The sequence below is a fragment of the Erwinia oleae genome, assembly GCF_000770305.1.
Lineage (GTDB): Bacteria > Pseudomonadota > Gammaproteobacteria > Enterobacterales > Enterobacteriaceae > Erwinia > Erwinia oleae.
In genome coordinates, this window is sequence record NZ_JNVB01000060.1 from 1 (window position 1) to 16,527 (window position 16,527).

General features: G+C 53.6%; 14 protein-coding genes. 3 read left to right on the top strand and 11 right to left on the bottom strand.

What is annotated here, in order from left to right:
• The 3 genes from GS12_RS17170 to GS12_RS17180 all read right to left on the bottom strand — a co-directional run.
• The coding region (locus GS12_RS17170) for an ABC transporter transmembrane domain-containing protein (protein WP_034949132.1) at positions 1 to 882 on the bottom strand (882 nt) is incomplete at its 3' end.
• Positions 875 to 2,638 carry a SmdA family multidrug ABC transporter permease/ATP-binding protein gene (locus GS12_RS17175; protein WP_034949134.1) on the bottom strand — a complete coding sequence of 588 codons (1,764 nt, stop codon included), beginning with the start codon at positions 2,636 to 2,638 and terminating at the stop codon, positions 875 to 877. The genes GS12_RS17175 and GS12_RS17170, both read right to left, overlap by 8 nt.
• A 29-nt stretch (positions 2,639 to 2,667) precedes the next feature.
• Entirely contained in the window at positions 2,668 to 3,135 is a 468-nt protein-coding gene (locus tag GS12_RS17180) for an Lrp/AsnC family transcriptional regulator (RefSeq protein WP_034949145.1), read from the bottom strand.
• 117 nt (positions 3,136 to 3,252) lie between these two features.
• Between GS12_RS17180 and GS12_RS17185 the strand changes: the two genes are divergently transcribed.
• Together GS12_RS17185 and queC are read left to right on the top strand one after the other, a co-directional pair.
• Positions 3,253 to 4,311 (top strand): PLP-dependent cysteine synthase family protein, encoded by a 1,059-nt coding sequence (locus GS12_RS17185; protein ID WP_034949156.1) that lies wholly within the window; start codon positions 3,253 to 3,255, stop codon positions 4,309 to 4,311.
• A gap of 29 nt (positions 4,312 to 4,340) precedes the next feature.
• Positions 4,341 to 5,036 (top strand): 7-cyano-7-deazaguanine synthase QueC, encoded by a 696-nt coding sequence (queC, locus tag GS12_RS17190; RefSeq protein ID WP_034949146.1) that lies wholly within the window; start codon positions 4,341 to 4,343, stop codon positions 5,034 to 5,036.
• Between the two features lie 2 nt (positions 5,037 to 5,038).
• Here the strand turns inward: queC and GS12_RS17195 are convergent, their stop codons facing one another.
• From GS12_RS17195 to tig, 8 genes are all read right to left on the bottom strand, one after another.
• Positions 5,039 to 5,434 (bottom strand): acyl-CoA thioesterase, encoded by a 396-nt coding sequence (locus GS12_RS17195; protein WP_034912794.1) that lies wholly within the window; start codon positions 5,432 to 5,434, stop codon positions 5,039 to 5,041.
• Between the two features lie 106 nt (positions 5,435 to 5,540).
• Complete coding sequence (locus GS12_RS17200; RefSeq protein WP_152601435.1) at positions 5,541 to 5,861, bottom strand: helix-hairpin-helix domain-containing protein; 321 nt, start codon at positions 5,859 to 5,861, stop codon at positions 5,541 to 5,543.
• Between the two features lie 139 nt (positions 5,862 to 6,000).
• The gene (gene ppiD, locus GS12_RS17205; protein ID WP_034949147.1) at positions 6,001 to 7,872 is read right to left on the bottom strand and encodes a peptidylprolyl isomerase; all 1,872 of its coding nucleotides are present in this window, start codon (positions 7,870 to 7,872) and stop codon (positions 6,001 to 6,003) included.
• A 221-nt stretch (positions 7,873 to 8,093) separates the two neighbouring features.
• Complete coding sequence (gene hupB, locus GS12_RS17210) at positions 8,094 to 8,366, bottom strand: nucleoid-associated protein HU-beta (RefSeq protein ID WP_034912791.1); 273 nt, start codon at positions 8,364 to 8,366, stop codon at positions 8,094 to 8,096.
• Between the two features lie 211 nt (positions 8,367 to 8,577).
• A complete protein-coding gene (gene lon, locus GS12_RS17215) occupies positions 8,578 to 10,932 on the bottom strand; it encodes an endopeptidase La (protein WP_034912790.1) in 2,355 nt (784 codons plus the stop codon).
• A 177-nt stretch (positions 10,933 to 11,109) separates the two neighbouring features.
• Positions 11,110 to 12,384, bottom strand: a complete 1,275-nt coding sequence (gene clpX / locus GS12_RS17220) for an ATP-dependent protease ATP-binding subunit ClpX (RefSeq protein WP_034949148.1) — start codon at positions 12,382 to 12,384, stop codon at positions 11,110 to 11,112.
• A 112-nt stretch (positions 12,385 to 12,496) separates the two neighbouring features.
• Complete coding sequence (clpP, locus tag GS12_RS17225) at positions 12,497 to 13,120, bottom strand: ATP-dependent Clp endopeptidase proteolytic subunit ClpP (protein ID WP_034912788.1); 624 nt, start codon at positions 13,118 to 13,120, stop codon at positions 12,497 to 12,499.
• Positions 13,121 to 13,451: 331 nt separating this feature from the next.
• Positions 13,452 to 14,756, bottom strand: coding sequence for a trigger factor (gene tig / locus GS12_RS17230; protein WP_034912787.1), 1,305 nt, complete (start codon positions 14,754 to 14,756; stop codon positions 13,452 to 13,454).
• Between the two features lie 380 nt (positions 14,757 to 15,136).
• Here tig and GS12_RS17235 point away from each other — a divergent pair, with 380 nt between their 5' ends.
• The gene (locus tag GS12_RS17235) at positions 15,137 to 16,498 is read left to right on the top strand and encodes a hypothetical protein (protein ID WP_052118513.1); all 1,362 of its coding nucleotides are present in this window, start codon (positions 15,137 to 15,139) and stop codon (positions 16,496 to 16,498) included.
• Positions 16,499 to 16,527 lie beyond the last annotated feature (29 nt).

Here is a 16,527-nt window from a genome sequence, read left to right on the forward strand (position 1 = left end):
CAACCTGCCGAGATAGTTGATGAAGGCGTAAAGCACGCCCACTTCAATCGTTCCTGTCGGGGAGAAGCCGAACAACAGCATCAGTCCGCACAGAATGAGCGCCGAAAACAGGCTCAGCAACGGCCGCAGCAGGAAGCCATCCAGCTTCAGCGTTTGCATTCGCGCAAGATAGTGTGAGCGGCTTGCCGCGCCCAGCCGCTCGCCAAAGCGCGCCTGCTGGCGAAACTGCTGGATAACGCTCATGCCATTGATGACCTCATTGAAGCCATTATTGATATCCGCCAGATAACCACGCACTCTGCGCACGATCGGCGTGCTGTAGCGCTGGTAAATCAGCATCACCGTCAGCACCGCCGGAAAAATCATTATCGCTATCAGCGCCATGCGCCAGTTCAGGCTGAACATCGCCACCAGCATGGCGCCGACCAGCGCCGCGCTGCGCATCACCGTCGCCACCACCGTGACGTACAGATCGCGCACGACTTCCGTATCATTGGTGACCCGAGAAATAATCTGCCCGACCGGCTGCGTATCAAAGGCATTAAGCGGCTGACGCAGCGCCGCATCCATCACGTCCGTACGTAACCGCTGCACCACGCCCACCGCCGCCTGGTTAAACAGCAGTGCCTGCCAGTAATGAAGCGCGGCGGCCAGCAGTTGCAGTAAAATAAAACTCACCGCGAGGCCGGCGATAACGCCCGGCAGCAGGCGGTGTTTTGCCACCAGATTATCAATAAAGTAGCTGACCAGAACCGGCCCCAGTACTTCCGCACCGGCGGCGATCCACAGCAGCAGTACCGCCAGCCCCAGCGATTTGCGCCACGGTGAACCGTAGGCCAGCAGACGTTTTACCGTCGGCCAGAGTTGAACGGTATTAGCCATGAGCGACCTCCGTTTCATCGTCGTTCAGTGCAGCCTCAAGCTGCTGATAGCGATGCATCTCCTGATACCAGCCAGGCTGCGCAGCAAGCTGCTCATGATTTCCACGCTGCATGATACCGCCGCGCTGCATCACCAGAATCTCGCTGGCTTCAATCAGCGCCGACAGACGATGTGCGCTGATGATAATGGTGCGTCCTTCGCCCCACTGGCGGAGATTGTACAAAATTTCATGCTCCGTTCTGCCGTCGACCGCCGACAGCGCATCGTCGAGGATCAATATTTCCGCATCCAGCAGCAGCGCCCGCGCAATAGAGATTCGCTGCTTCTGACCACCTGACAGCATCACGCCCCGCTCGCCTACCTCGGTTTCGTACCCCTGCGGCAGACGCAGAATGTCGTCATGCACGTTCGCCAGCCTCGCCGCCTGTTCAATATCACTCTGGCTGGCGTTAGGGCGCCCCAGCGCGATATTACTGGCCACGGAATCAGAGAAGAGAAACGGCGTCTGGCTGACCACCGCCAGCCGCCCGCGCCAGCTCTCAAGTTGCAGCTGCGACAGCGGAATGCCGTGATAGCGAATGTCGCCGTCGGTAACATCATAATGCCGCTGGATCAGGCTGAGCAGCGTACTTTTCCCCGATCCGGTTGGGCCGCACAGGCCAAGCATCTGACCCGGCGCAAGGTTGAGGTCGATCCCCGTCAGCGACGCCTGCTGCGCGCCCGGATAGCTGAATGTCTCTATTGCGACACGCAGTTCGCCACGCCTGTCAGGCAGGATTTTCTCGCCATCCACCACCGTTGGACGTTCTGCCAGCAGAGACTGAATGCGGCTCCAGGCGGCGCTGCCGCGTTCGACGATATTAAACATCCAGGCCAGCGCCAGCATCGGCCAGATCATCAATCCAAGGTACATTACGAAGCTGGTGAGTTGACCCAGCGTCATATCGCCATGCCAGACCAGCCAGCTGCCGCCGCCGACGGCCAGCAGATTCGACATGCCCACGGCGATATAGATTGTGGGATCGAAACGGGCATCCACCCGCGCCACGCGCAGGTTTTTTTGTCCTGTCTCACGCGCAATACCGGCAAACTGCGCGGACTGGTGATCCTCAAGCCCAAAAGCCTTAATCAGACGAATGCTGGTCAGGCTCTCCTGGGTCTGATCGTTAAGGGAGGAGAAGGCCGCCTGCGCAAGCTTAAATCGCTGATGAAGCTTATCGCCATAACGTTTGATCACCAGCGCCATCACCGGCATCGGCAGCAGGGCCAACAGGGTCAACTGCCAGCTAATTTGCGTACTCATGACAACCAGCACCACAATGCCCATCACCAGCGAATCCACCAGCGTCAGCACGCCCTCGCCTGCGGCGAAGACCACGCGATCGACGTCATTTGTTGCGCGGGCCATCAGATCGCCGGTACGGTGACGCAGGTAAAATTCAGGATACTGGCGGCTGAGCTGACGGTAAAAATCCTGTCGGAGCTCGACGGCAAGCTGATAAGATGCCCCAAAAAGCAGTACGCGCCAGACGTAGCGCAGCAGATAAACCACCACTGCCGTAGCCAGCATGGCACCCGTCCAGATAAACAGCTGTGATGTGCTCATCTGCTGCCGGGTTATACCGTCCACGATCACGCCAACCACTTTTGGCGGCAACAGTTGAAGGATCGCAATAATAATCAGTAGCAAGACGGCGCCGAGGTAACGCCGCCATTCACGAAAAAAAAACCAACGTAGTTGACTAAACAATCGCACAGATACCATCCCGGGCAGGCGTAAGGTGATTACTGAGCGCGCGCAAGCGGCAGCGCCGTAGTGTATTTTATCTCTTCCATCGCAAAGCTCGAGGTCACATCCAGTAAACCCGGCACCCCGTTCACTAAGCGCTTATAGAAGGCGTCATAACTTTTCATATCCGCCACCTGAATCCGCAGCAAATAGTCATATTCGCCCGCCATTCGGTAACATCCCATGACTTCCGGCATGGCATTGACCTGCTCAACAAACTGCTGATACCAGCTTTTACTGTGCTGCTGAGTTTTGATCAGCATAAAAGCCGTGAGCGAAAGCGCTAACTTGTCGGCATCCAACAGCGCTACCCGCCCGCGTATATAGCCTTCTTCTTCGAGCTTTTTCAGCCTTTTCCAGCACGGCGTGGTGGTGAGGTGAACGGCATCCGCCAGCGCCTGAAGCGAGAGCGTACAGTCCTGTTGCAGAAGATCGAGCAGTTTAAGATCGGTTTTATCTGTCATACCGTTGTCCGGGAGAAAATTTTTCTCATATCGGGCAATTATACAGGAAAAATGGCAAACCTATTTTCCTGATAATGCCGTACGCTGCGACAAATTAATAACACGGTGATGATGCAGATGGACAGATGGGTTTCGCAGGCTATAAAAGAGATTAACGCCGACATTCAACGTTCGGCCGATACGCACCTGATCCGCATGCCGCTGCCGGGTTTTCCGGGTATCTGGCTCTATCTGAAGGATGAAAGCACGCACCCCAGCGGTAGCCTGAAACATCGGCTGGCGCGATCGCTGTTTCTGTATGGCTTATGTAATGGCTGGATCAAAGAGGGAACGCCGGTCATTGAGGCGTCGTCGGGCAGCACGGCGGTATCGGAAGCCTATTTTGCACGCCTGCTCGGCCTTCCCTTTATCGCCGTTATGCCCGCCAGCACGGCAAAGCGTAAGGTTGAGCAGATTACCTTCTACGGTGGACGTTGCCATTTTGTGAACGATCCCTGCCAGATATATGCTGAATCCGAACGGCTGGCAGGTGAACTGAAAGGCCACTTTATGGATCAGTTCACTTTTGCTGAGCGCGCCACTGACTGGCGCGGCAATAACAACATTGCCGACAGCATTTTTCAACAAATGAAAAATGAACCTTGTCCAATCCCTGCACATATCGTCATGAGCGCGGGCACCGGCGGCACGTCAGCCACTATTGGTCGCTATTTACGCTATCAGGGGCACAATACGCGCCTGACGGTCGTCGACCCGGAAAACTCGGTATTTTATGATTACTGGCATCAGCGTGATGCCACGCTGAGCAACCCGCGCGGCGGCAAAATAGAGGGGATCGGGCGGCCCCGTGTTGAGCCGTCTTTTATTGCAGACGTCGTGGACGAGATGATCAAAGTGCCGGACGGGGCCAGTATTGCCGCCATGCTGTGGCTGGAAAAACAGCTGGGGCGTAAACCCGGCGCATCCACCGGCACTAATGTATGGGGCGCGCTGCAAATTGCCAAAAAAATGGCGGCAGAAAAGCGCAGCGGTGCCATCGTTACGCTGCTCTGCGACAGCGGTGAACGCTACCTTGAAAGCTATTATCATCCCGCCTGGGTGGCGGAAAACATTGGTGATATCAGCCGCTGGCAGCATGAGCTGGCTACACTTCCGCTTCTTCAGGCAGTACCATAGAGCGCAATAAATGTCATAAGGTGAAAAGAATGAGACGTGCAGTGGTGGTGTTCAGCGGCGGACAGGATTCAACAACCTGTCTGATTCAGGCGTTAAAGCAGTACGATGAAGTGCACTGCATTACCTTTGATTACGGTCAGCGTCACCGTGCGGAGATCGACATCGCGCGCCAGCTTTCGCATTCGCTGGGCGCGCGTGCCCACAAGGTACTGGATACCACCCTGCTTAATGAACTGGCGGTCAGCAGCCTCACGCGCGACAGCATCCCTGTGCCTGCTTACGATGCGAATGCCAGCGGCCTGCCCAGCACATTTGTACCCGGTCGCAATATCCTGTTCCTGACGCTCGCCTCAATTTATGCTTATCAGGTTGAAGCAGAAGCGGTGATTACCGGCGTCTGTGAAACCGATTTTTCTGGCTATCCTGACTGCCGCGATGAATTTGTAAAAGCCTTAAATCATGCGGTGATGCTTGGCATGGCGCGTCCGGTACGCTTTGAAACACCGCTGATGTGGCTGAATAAAGCGGAAACCTGGGCGCTTGCTGACTACTGGCAGCAACTGACGCTGATACGTAATGAAACGCTGACCTGCTATAACGGCATCAAGGGCGACGGATGCGGGGAATGCGCCGCGTGCACGCTTCGGGCAAACGGGCTGAACGACTATCAGTCACACGCCAGCGCCATTATGCAGCAGATGAAGCGTAAAACCGGCCTGGCCTGACATCACATCATCTCCTCCAGGCGTTGTTTCAGTTCGCCCTCTATCGGCTGCGCCTTTTGCGTACGCAGGTCGATACAGACAAAAGTCAGTGCGGCGTCAGCGACCGTCTCGCCGCCGGGCGCCAGCGTCACCGTCTGGCCGATCACCCCGCTTTTTCTGCCCAGCTCCAGCAGCGTGCTGTTAACATGGAGCACGTCTCCCAGCACCGCTGGCCTGCGGTAGTTAATATTGATGTTTACCACTACAAAAGCGAACTGGTTTTCCGTTAGCCAGTTAAACGCCTCCGTTTGCTCCAGCCACGCCCAGCGCGCCTCTTCGAGAAATTCAAGATAGCGGGCATTATTAACGTGCTGATAAACATCCAGATGATAGCCGCGTACTTTTATTGTTGTTTGCATAACCGCCTTAACGTTAAAGATGAGGCCATACCCACTGGTATGACCTCTCCATATTAGCAGCGGTTTACGTCGCCTGAAGCGGCGCACATTGACCGCGCGATAGCGATCACAATTTCAGCCGCGACAGATTTCGCTCTACCAGCGCGTTGCCGATGCCGGGCACCTCTCTGAGTTGCTCAATCTGAGTAAAGGGCCCAAATTCGTCCCGATAGCGGATAATGGCCTCCGCTTTTTTCAGTCCAACGCCGTTCAGTACCGCGGCAAGCTCTTGCGCACTGGCCTGATTGATGCTGACGCTGGCAGGCGTTGCCGCTTCTTTTGCTTCAACAACGATGCTGTTTTCAACCGGTGCGGCCTGGACCGAAGCGGCAGCCAGCGGCACCAGGGTGAAGGCAAGGTAAAGGGCAGTAAAGATCCTGTATGTCATGCTGTTTTCCTCCATGTGTGTGACAGCAGCCTTACCCTACGTCAGCGCGGTATATTGAACAAACGATGGAAATCAGAAATGGAAAAGGCCGCGAAAGCGGCCTTCAGGTTTGCAGTGCGTTACAAAAAAATTGCGCGTCTTATTGAGCTTCAGCCGCCGCACCGTATTTGATCTTGGCGTCCTTGCGCAGATTGCTGAGCAATGCTTCGAAAGCGATTTGCGCGTTGTTTTGCGTCACGCCCTGAACCATCGCCTGCTTCTGCGCCTCTGGCATGGTGCCGCTCTTCACGCTTTCCAGCGCCAGCAGCACAACGTTACCCTGCCCGTCTTCGCCGATCTCATAACTGGTTTTATCTTTTGCCGGCGGCGTCATCGCAAAGGCTTTCTGCGTCAGCGCATCCTGACTATTACGTTCCAGCGTCAGCTGCGGGCCAAAGCTCAGGTTCGCTGCCTTCATCGCCGGATCGCCACTGCCTGCCTTGAATGCCGCAAGGACTTTATCGGCCTGCTCTTTTGCCGCTTTTCGCGCTTTCTCACGTTTCAACAGGGTAGTAACTTCCGCTTTGACATCGTTGAGCGGCCTGACCGCTTCAGGCTTGTGCGCACTGACGCGCAGCACGAAAGCACGGTCGCCATCAACGGTGATGATATCAGAGTTGCTTCCCGGCGAACCGTTGTTGCCGACCAGATCGCCGCTGAAGATCGCCTGTTCAACCTTAGGAAAGTTCAGCTCAGCGGGCAGGCTGTCGCGATCGAACCAGTTGGTTTCCACCGCCTTAACACCTGCCGCCTCTTCAGCGCCAGCCAGCGATTCGTTGTCATTACTGGCCGCATCACTTACTTTCTGTTGCAGCTTATAGTACACATCCAGCGCTTTCTCCTGCTTCACCTTCGCCGTAATGTCATCACGCACGGCGCTCAGTGGCTTGATCTGCTGCGGCTGAATATCGTCCAGTCGCGCAACGATAAAACCGACAGATGACTTGATGATGCCGGAAAGCTGGCCTTTTTCTTTCAGATCAGCCGTTTTGAGCTCGTCAGGCGTGGTGGCGGGCTCCAGCCAGCCCATGTCGCCGCCCTGGCGAGCCGAGATCGGATCGCTGGACTTCGCTTTTGCCAGCGCAGCAAAATCACCCCCCTTTTTCAGTTCATCCAGTACCGCCTGCGCATCCGCTGCGGTTTTGCTCTGAATAATACTGTAACGACTGCGCTGCGGCTGCGTGTAGTCATCCTGATGCTGCTCGTACCAGGCCTGAACATCACTGTCGCTGACGGTTTGCTGCATGGCCGCCGCATCCAGTTTGATATAGCTGACGCGGAACTGCTCAGGGGCCATAAAGCTGTTTTTATTCTGCTCGTAGCGATTTTTAATTTCTTCGTCCGTGACAGGCTGGCCTGCTGCCAGCGCGCCAACATCGATAGTTGCTTTGCGTATAACACGCTGTTGCGCCACCAAAGCGGCAAGCGCATCGGTTTCGCCCGTCAGGGTGAAATCAGTGCCGGTGACCGCGGCGATAAGCTGCTGCGTGGTAAGCTGCTTGCGCAACGCTTCTGCATACTGATCGGCAGAGAAACCCATATTATTGATAATACTCAGGTATTTTGTATTATCGAATTTCCCGTTGGTCTGGAACGCAGGCTGAGTGAATATCGCCTGTTTGATCTGATCGTCACTGATCCCCAGACGAAGCTCTTTTGCATACTGATCGAGCAATTTTTCATCAACCAGTTGAGAAAGCGCCTGCTGGCGGATCTGCTGCATATAGCCCGGGTTACCGGCAAGCTGAGAGAACTGTTCACCGAGCATCTGCTGCTGACGGGAACGTTCATTAGTGAAGGCGCGTTCAAGCTGCGCGCGGCTGATTTCGTCGCCGTTAACTTTAGCGGCGTAATCACCGTTACCGCCGATCAGATAGTTGCCCACGCCCGTCAGTACAAACGACAGGATAATTAAAGCCAGTAGAATTTTGAGCACGACATGGTTCGATGCCGCACGTAAATTGTCCATCATAGTGTGACAACACTCCGCTGTAATGTGAATGTAAAACTTTGCGCCTGCGTCCTGTGATCCGGAGAACGCTTCGCGCCGCTGCGTGCCAACACGTCAGCCCGTCTCAATCATTGAAACATAAAAAAAGGCACATCAGAATCCTGAAGTGCCCCGTATGGTACATGAGAACGCTATGACAATCTTCTCTCCGCCAAAGAAATTACTCTGCGGGAAGCAATACGTTAGTTTACAGCGTCTTTCAACGCTTTACCGGCGCGGAAACCGGGAACTTTACCCGCCGGGATCGTGATTTCTTTGCCGGTTTGCGGATTGCGGCCGGTGCGCTCTGCACGTTCGCGTACGGAAAAAGTACCAAATCCAACCAACGCGACGTCATCGCCAGCTTTAAGAGAATCTGAAACGCCATCCATGAAAGCATCTAAAACACGTCCGGCGGCTGCTTTAGAAATATCCGCATTGGCAGCTATTTTGTCGATCAACTGTGACTTATTCACTCACCCATCCCCTCTGTTATTATTCACAACATAATGGGGTCTGATCACCCTCTATGTGTGCCAGTTATCAAGATTGCGCCTGTTGAGCCGTAACGCTCAAAACGTTGCCGTTACTGGCTAAACAGCTCTCTAAATTAGCGGCACAAAAAAAAGCTGGCAAGTCACTTTTTGCTCACCAGCTCTGGTTTTCCCGTGTTTTTGTCTTAAATCACTATTTTGCCGTGGCGACCTGCATACCGTAAGGCGCGTTTTGCAGCGCCAGCGTCAGTACTTCATCGATACGTTTTACCGGATGAATATCCAGGTCGGCGATGACGTTGTCAGGGATCTCTTCCAAATCGCGTTTGTTCTCGTCCGGGATCAAGACGGTTTTGATGCCGCCGCGATGCGCTGCCAGCAGTTTTTCTTTCAGGCCGCCAATGGGCAATACCTGACCGCGTAGCGTGATTTCGCCGGTCATCGCGACGTCTGCACGCACCGGATTACCGGTCAGGCATGATACCAGCGCGGTACACATGGCGATACCGGCGCTCGGGCCATCTTTTGGCGTTGCGCCTTCCGGCACGTGAACGTGAATGTCGCGTTTTTCGTAGAAGTCGCCATTAATACCCAGCTTCTCCGCCCGCGCGCGCACAACGGTCAATGCCGCCTGGATTGACTCCTGCATCACTTCGCCCAGCGAGCCGGTGTAGGTCAGTTTACCTTTGCCCGGCACGCACGCGGTTTCAATGGTCAGCAAATCGCCGCCCACTTCCGTCCACGCCAGGCCGGTAACCTGTCCTACACGATTTTCACTGTCGGCACGGCCGTAGTCGAAGCGCTGCACGCCAAGGAAATCTTTCAGGTTGTCGCCATTGATGTCGATATGCTTGATGGTCTTATCCATCAGCAGCGTTTTAACCGCTTTACGACAAAGTTTGGAGAGCTCGCGCTCAAGGCTACGCACGCCCGCTTCGCGGGTGTAGTAACGAATAATGCCGACAATGGCGCTGTCGTCGACAGTTATTTCAGTTTTGGTCAGCGCGTTACGTTCAATCTGCTTCGGCAAAAGATGCTGTTTAGCGATGTTCAGCTTTTCGTCTTCGGTATAACCGGAAAGACGAATAACTTCCATACGATCCAGCAGCGGCGCCGGGATGTTCATTGAGTTCGACGTTGCCACAAACATCACGTCGGAGAGATCGTAATCCACTTCCAGATAGTGATCGTTAAAGGCAATATTTTGTTCCGGATCCAGCACCTCAAGCAGCGCCGAAGCCGGATCGCCCCGCATATCCGAGGACATTTTGTCAATCTCATCCAGCAGGAAAAGCGGGTTTTTCACCCCAACTTTCGCCATTTTCTGAATAAGTTTGCCCGGCATAGAGCCAATATAGGTGCGGCGATGTCCGCGGATTTCCGCCTCATCGCGCACGCCGCCCAGCGCCATACGAACGTATTTACGACCGGTTGCTTTCGCAATGGACTGGCCCAACGAGGTTTTACCTACGCCGGGAGGCCCAACCAGACAGAGGATTGGCCCTTTAATTTTGCTGACGCGGCTCTGTACGGCTAAGTATTCGAGGATGCGATCTTTGACGCGCTCCAGACCGAAGTGGTCGGTATCCAGCGTCTCCTGCGCCTTCAGCAGATCTTTTTTCACTTTGCTGCGCGCGTTCCACGGCACCTGAACCATCCAGTCGATATAGCCGCGTACTACGGTAGCTTCGGCAGACATCGGCGACATCATTTTCAGTTTTTGCAGCTCGGCTTCGGTTTTTTCGCGCGCTTCTTTCGGCATTTTCGCCGCGTCGATTTTCCGCTTCAGCGCCTCGTTTTCATCAGGCGCATCGTCCATTTCGCCCAGCTCTTTCTGAATCGCCTTCATTTGCTCATTCAGATAGTATTCGCGCTGACTTTTTTCCATCTGCTTTTTAACACGATTACGGATGCGCTTCTCAACCTGCAACAGATCGATCTCCGACTCCATCATCGCCATCAGAAACTCGAGACGTTCGTTAACGTCAGACATTTCCAGCACGGACTGTTTATCGGCAAGCTTCAGCGGCATATGCGCAGCCACCGTGTCCGCCAGGCGAGCGGCATCTTCAATGCTGTTCAGCGAGGTAAGAACTTCCGGCGGGATTTTTTTGTTCAGCTTGATATAGCCTTCAAACTGATTAATAGCCGTACGAACCAGCACTTCCTGCTCGCGCTCGTCAATTTCAGGCGAGGCCAGATATTCGGCCTGAGCGGTAAAATGGTCGCCGTTATCAGCAAGCGTGGTGATATGCGCGCGCTGAAGGCCTTCCACCAGCACTTTCACCGTGCCGTCGGGCAATTTAAGCATTTGCAGAATGGATGCGACGGTCCCTACGGAGAAGAGATCGTTGATGCCAGGTTCATCCGTTGAAGCTTCTTTCTGAGCGACCAACATGATTTTTTTATCATGATCCATGGCGGCTTCAAGGCAGCGGATCGATTTTTCACGACCAACAAACAACGGAATGACCATGTGCGGATAAACCACTACGTCACGCAACGGCAACACAGGGATTTCAATGCGTTCAGAACGCTCAGGATTCATAGAGCTCTCTCTTAGTTAATTTCCGCCAGGGCAAGGGTACCGCAATGGACGGTTATCCCACAGATAGTTGAGTATATGGGGATGAACCTGCGACATTCAACGGCCTGTGCCTGAGAAAAACGAAAGGGAGAATAAATTCTCCCTTTTTGAGTTAACTGACTGGAAAGATTTGCTTATTTATTCGCCAGAAGCCTGCTGCGCTTCATGTTTACCGTAAATCAGCATTGGGTCGGTTTGTCCGTCGATAACGGAATCATCGATAACCACTTTCTCAACGTCATCCATTGAAGGCAGGTCGTACATCGTATTCAGCAGCGCACCTTCAACGATCGAACGCAAACCACGCGCGCCTGTTTTACGCGACATCGCCTTTTTGGCAATAGCGTTCAACGCCTCCTCACGGAACTCAAGCTCGACGCCTTCCAGATTAAACAGCGCCTGATATTGCTTAGTCAGGGCGTTTTTCGGCTCGCGCAGGATCTGAATCAGCGCTTCTTCGCTCAGCTCATTCAGCGTTGCCACAACCGGCAGACGGCCGATGAACTCTGGGATCAGGCCAAATTTAATCAGATCTTCCGGCTCCACCTGCTCCAGCAGTTCGCCTTCGGTTGCCTTCTGCGATTTGCCTTTCACCGTGGCGCCAAAACCAATACCTGAACCGGTTTCAACACGCTGGGAAATCACTTTATCGAGTCCGGCAAAAGCACCACCGCAAATAAACAGGATTTTGGAGGTATCCACCTGCAAAAACTCCTGCTGAGGATGCTTGCGGCCACCCTGTGGCGGCACCGCTGCCACCGTGCCTTCGATCAGCTTCAACAGCGCCTGCTGCACGCCTTCGCCCGAGACGTCGCGGGTAATAGAAGGGTTGTCAGACTTACGGGAAATTTTATCAATTTCATCGATATAAACGATGCCGCGCTGCGCTTTCTGCACATCGTAGTCGCATTTTTGCAGCAGCTTCTGAATGATATTTTCAACATCTTCACCCACGTAACCGGCCTCGGTCAGCGTGGTGGCGTCAGCCATGGTGAACGGCACGTCCAGCAGGCGGGCCAGCGTTTCTGCCAGGAGCGTTTTACCGCTACCGGTTGGACCAATCAGCAGAATGTTACTTTTACCAAGCTCAATGCCGTTGCTGGTATCGCCGTTACGCAGCCGCTTGTAGTGGTTATAAACTGCTACCGCCAGCACCTTTTTCGCCCGCTCCTGACCAATAACATAGTCATCAAGATGGTGGCGAATTTCATGCGGTGTTGGCAACGCACTGCGTTCGCGGTGCGGCGCAACTTCTTTGATCTCTTCGCGAATAATGTCATTGCATAAATCGACACACTCATCGCAGATATACACTGACGGGCCGGCAATCAGCTTGCGCACCTCATGCTGGCTTTTGCCACAGAAAGAGCAGTACAGCAGCTTTCCTGAACCGTCTTTGCGCTTATCTGTCATCAGTTAACCTCTTCTGTTATCTTCGTCCGCACTTGGTTGCGGCGATGGTGTCGCCCCGCGACACCCTTAATCGTCACGTATGTCAACTATCAATATAGTCGACTGACGGGCACTAAGCGCGATGCGTCAGGATTGAATCAACCAAACCATACTCTACAGCTTCGCTGGCGGAGAGGAAACGGTCGCGCTCGGTGTCTCTCTCGATTTCTTCAAGAGTTTTGCCCGTATGTTCAGCCATCAGCTCGTTCATGCGCTGTTTCACTTTCAGAATTTCGCGCGCATGGATCTCAATGTCCGTCGCCTGACCCTGATAGCCGCCCAGCGGCTGATGGATCATTACGCGTGAATTCGGCAGACAGTAACGCTTGCCTTTCGCGCCGGCCGTCAGCAAAAACGCGCCCATTGAGCACGCCTGACCCATACAAATGGTGCTGACGTCGGGCTTGATAAACTTCATGGTGTCATAAATCGACATGCCAGCGGTGATCACCCCACCTGGCGAATTAATATAAAGATGGATATCTTTTTCCGGGTTCTCTGCTTCCAGGAACAGCATCTGGGCAACGATCAGGTTCGCCATGTGATCCTCAACCTGACCGGTGAGGAAAATAATACGTTCCTTGAGCAGGCGGGAAAAGATGTCGTAAGAACGCTCTCCGCGAGAGGTTTGTTCGACCACCATCGGCACCAGAGCCATATGAGGTGCAGTTTGTTCACGTTCGCCACTGTATGACATTACCGTCTCCTGGATAAATTTCATTTGGCTACATGCCGTACCGATTCCGGTTGAGAGCGATCGGAAACACAATGTCACCAACTCCACGCCCAAAAATCACAGGCCAATCAAGATTCAGTACAACTAAAGCTACTATTTGGGGATGCTGCCCCGCTGTTTCAAGCATAACAACGTTTATATCAACTGCTAACAAGGAAATTAGCTTAGCCGATCTTTTGCGGTTTTAATGCGCGAATAAACAACATAAGGCACTTCCGGCCGCATGATTAAAGCAAAAAGCCCGCGGCCATAGCGGCCACGGGCTTTCATTAACGCGTCATGAACGGTGAAATCAAGCCGGTTGAGCCTGGTTCATCAGTTCCTGGAAGTTAGTGGCCTTTTCAGTCACTTTTGCTTTTTCCAGAACGGCTTCAACCGCCTGCTCTTCCAGCGCAACGTTACGCATGTTGTTCATCAGCTCATTGTTTTTGCTGTAGAACTCGATCACTTCAGCCGGATCTTCATAAGCGGAAGCCATCTCTTCGATCAGCGTTTTTACGCGATCTTCGTCTGCTTTCAGCTCGTGCGTGCGAATCACTTCGCCCAGCAGCAGGCCAACGACAACGCGACGTTTTGCCTGCTCTTCGAACAGTTCACGAGGCAGTTCAAGCGCCTGCTGCTCGTTTCCACCGAAGCGCTGGGCGGCCTGACGCTTCAGCACGTCGATTTCGCCGTCAATCAGCGCAGCCGGTACGTCGATTTCGTTAGCATTGACCAGTCCGTCAATGGCCTGCGACTTAACGCGGTTACGCACGGCGCCTTTTAATTCGCGCTCCATGTTTTTACGCACTTCGGTACGCAAACCGGCAACGGAGCCATCTTCCACGCCAAAGCGCTTGATGAACTCTTCGGTAAACTCAGGCAGCTCGCTTTCTTCAACTTTCTTCAGCACGATGTCGAATTTAGCCGCTTTACCCTTCAGGTTTTCAGCATGGTAATCTTCCGGGAAATTCACGTCGATGGTGAAATTTTCGCCCGCTTTGTGCCCAATGACGCCCTCTTCAAAACCCGGGATCATCCGGCCCTGGCCCATGGCCAGAACGAAGTCAGACGCTTTACCGCCTTCAAACTCTTCGCCGTCTACGGAGCCGGAAAAGTCCACGGTCACGCGGTCAGCGGCTTCCGCAGCGCGATCGACATCTTTCCAGGTCGCCTGCTGCTTACGCAGGGTGTCCAGCATGGTGTCGACGTCTGCATCGGTCACTTCAACAACCGGTTTTTCGACTTCGATTGTTTCCAGGCCTTTAAGTTCGACTTCCGGATAAACTTCAAACTCAACCGCGAAAGTGAAGTCTTCGCCGTTCTTGTATTCGCCCGGTACGTAGTTCGGTGCGCCGGCCGGATTGATCTTTTCTTTAATGATCGCGTCAACGAAGTTGCGCTGCATCAGATCGCCTAAAACGTCCTGGCGAACGGATGCGCCATAGCGCTGCGCAACAACGGTCATAGGTACTTTTCCTTTACGGAAACCGTCGATACGTACTTTCTTAGCGACGTTGACCAGCTCATTTTTCACTGCGGTTTCGATCACATCTTTATCTACGGTAATCGTTACGCGACGGCCCAGGCCCTGAGTTGTTTCTACTGAAACTTGCATCTTATTACCTCAAAAAATCACGTGCTCGGTCAACTTCGGGCCTTCATTCCGCCAGGCGGACAAACGGCCCGGAACCGGGACGGCCTCTGATGTCAGAACCGCGTTCCCTGTTGCCAGAAGCGTCCCGAAGACATTCTGGAAAAATAGACGCAGCATTATAGCGGCAACGTCCGGGCGAGTCGAGAAAGCAAACACGCCGTTTAGCAGCGAGCGTTATTTCACTGGCTCTTTTTTAATCAAACCCCTGCGAGACTGCCTGAGGTTAAAACACGAACTGCCGTTATTTCAGAATAGAGGATGGAACCACAAGTGGTATACGGCCTACCTATCGCTTTCTGAGTTTCACATTTTGATTATTTGTATTAATGGAAATCCGTAAAATGGCACTGTTACCTCCTTCTCAAAGAACCAGCTTTGAACGCATTTGCGATCGTGCGTTTGACCTTGATAATGACGCTCATAACCATCTTCAACTTACCCCGCCTGGATCACAAGCCTCTGCTCTGAGCCATGAATCCTTACAGCAGACTCAGGCTCCTTCGGAGGAGAATCCGGCTCATACAGTAGACGGCGTCAGCTATGGCACCGCTGACGAAGTGAATATTCACCAGAAAATTAGTCTTTTATATGAGAAACATATTACCAGCGATAATCGCGAGAAATTTATTGGCCTGATTGCCGATCGTACGCGAGAGTTACACGCGATGAAGGAGAGTCCGGCAGATATCGACGCTGTTTTTTCAAAAGGGACAAACCTTAACCGCCTGGCATCGGTGGCCAGGGTGAGTGCCCGCGCTTTTCCTTTTGCCGTGGCCTCAGTCGCGTTTGATAAAATCCCCTTACTCAGTTCATTTGCCAACAGTGCAGCCGAACTGGGCCTGCATGCCGGCATTCAGGCTTCGCTTGCCGATACTGTCGGGATTGGACTGATCGATCGCGCGACAAGCAATACCCACTGGTTTACAGCGAACGCCGCACAACTTGAACCTGAAATACGCGATGCGCTGCTGGAGAAACAGCCAACGCCCTGGCAAACCGCGAAGGAAATTTCAGCCGCTTTCCAGGCTTATACACTTGGTAATACAGTGCGTCTCGGCGCCACGCCCGCTGTTACGCATTTTTATGGCGCGGCGGCGGGAAGCAATTTTGATACCTGGCTTACCGGAGCAAGAGGCCTGGCGGCGGGAGGACTGGTCGGCGGGGGGCTGAATGAACTGGATAATAAAAAAGGGCGCATTGGGCCGGAATATATGCTGGCGCGTACGGACTGGAAAGAACAGTATCTGGCGTTAAAAGCCACTAATCCGTACACCGATCCGGTTAAAGGCGTGGCAAAACGCCTTGCAAAATTGCCTGTTGATATTGTGACTGATACACCTAAGGCGCTCGCCAGCGTCTTCTCGGCTGGCAGCCTGGCTAAAACCGCAGGCATTGGCGGCGGTTTCGCTGGTGTTCTCTCGGCGCGCAGTGCAGTCAGTACGGCAATGGCCAGTCGGGGCTACAATGCGGCGTCGATCGCTGCTATGAGTCATTTCGTTAACGTAGTTACCTCTGCGCCAGTGTTTAGCGCAGTGCCTCCCGCCGAGATCATGGGGGGCCACCTGGCCGATAAAGCGGTAGAACTTTTACAAGAGAAACTTCCTGAGGCGTTGAACAGCGCCACTGATTGGGCTGCCAACCAGCTTCGGCGCGGCATTGACCGCCAAACCACCTCACTCAATCAGGCTGAACGTCAGGTATAAAGGAAGTATCAAAAACCAAAGCGGCATAA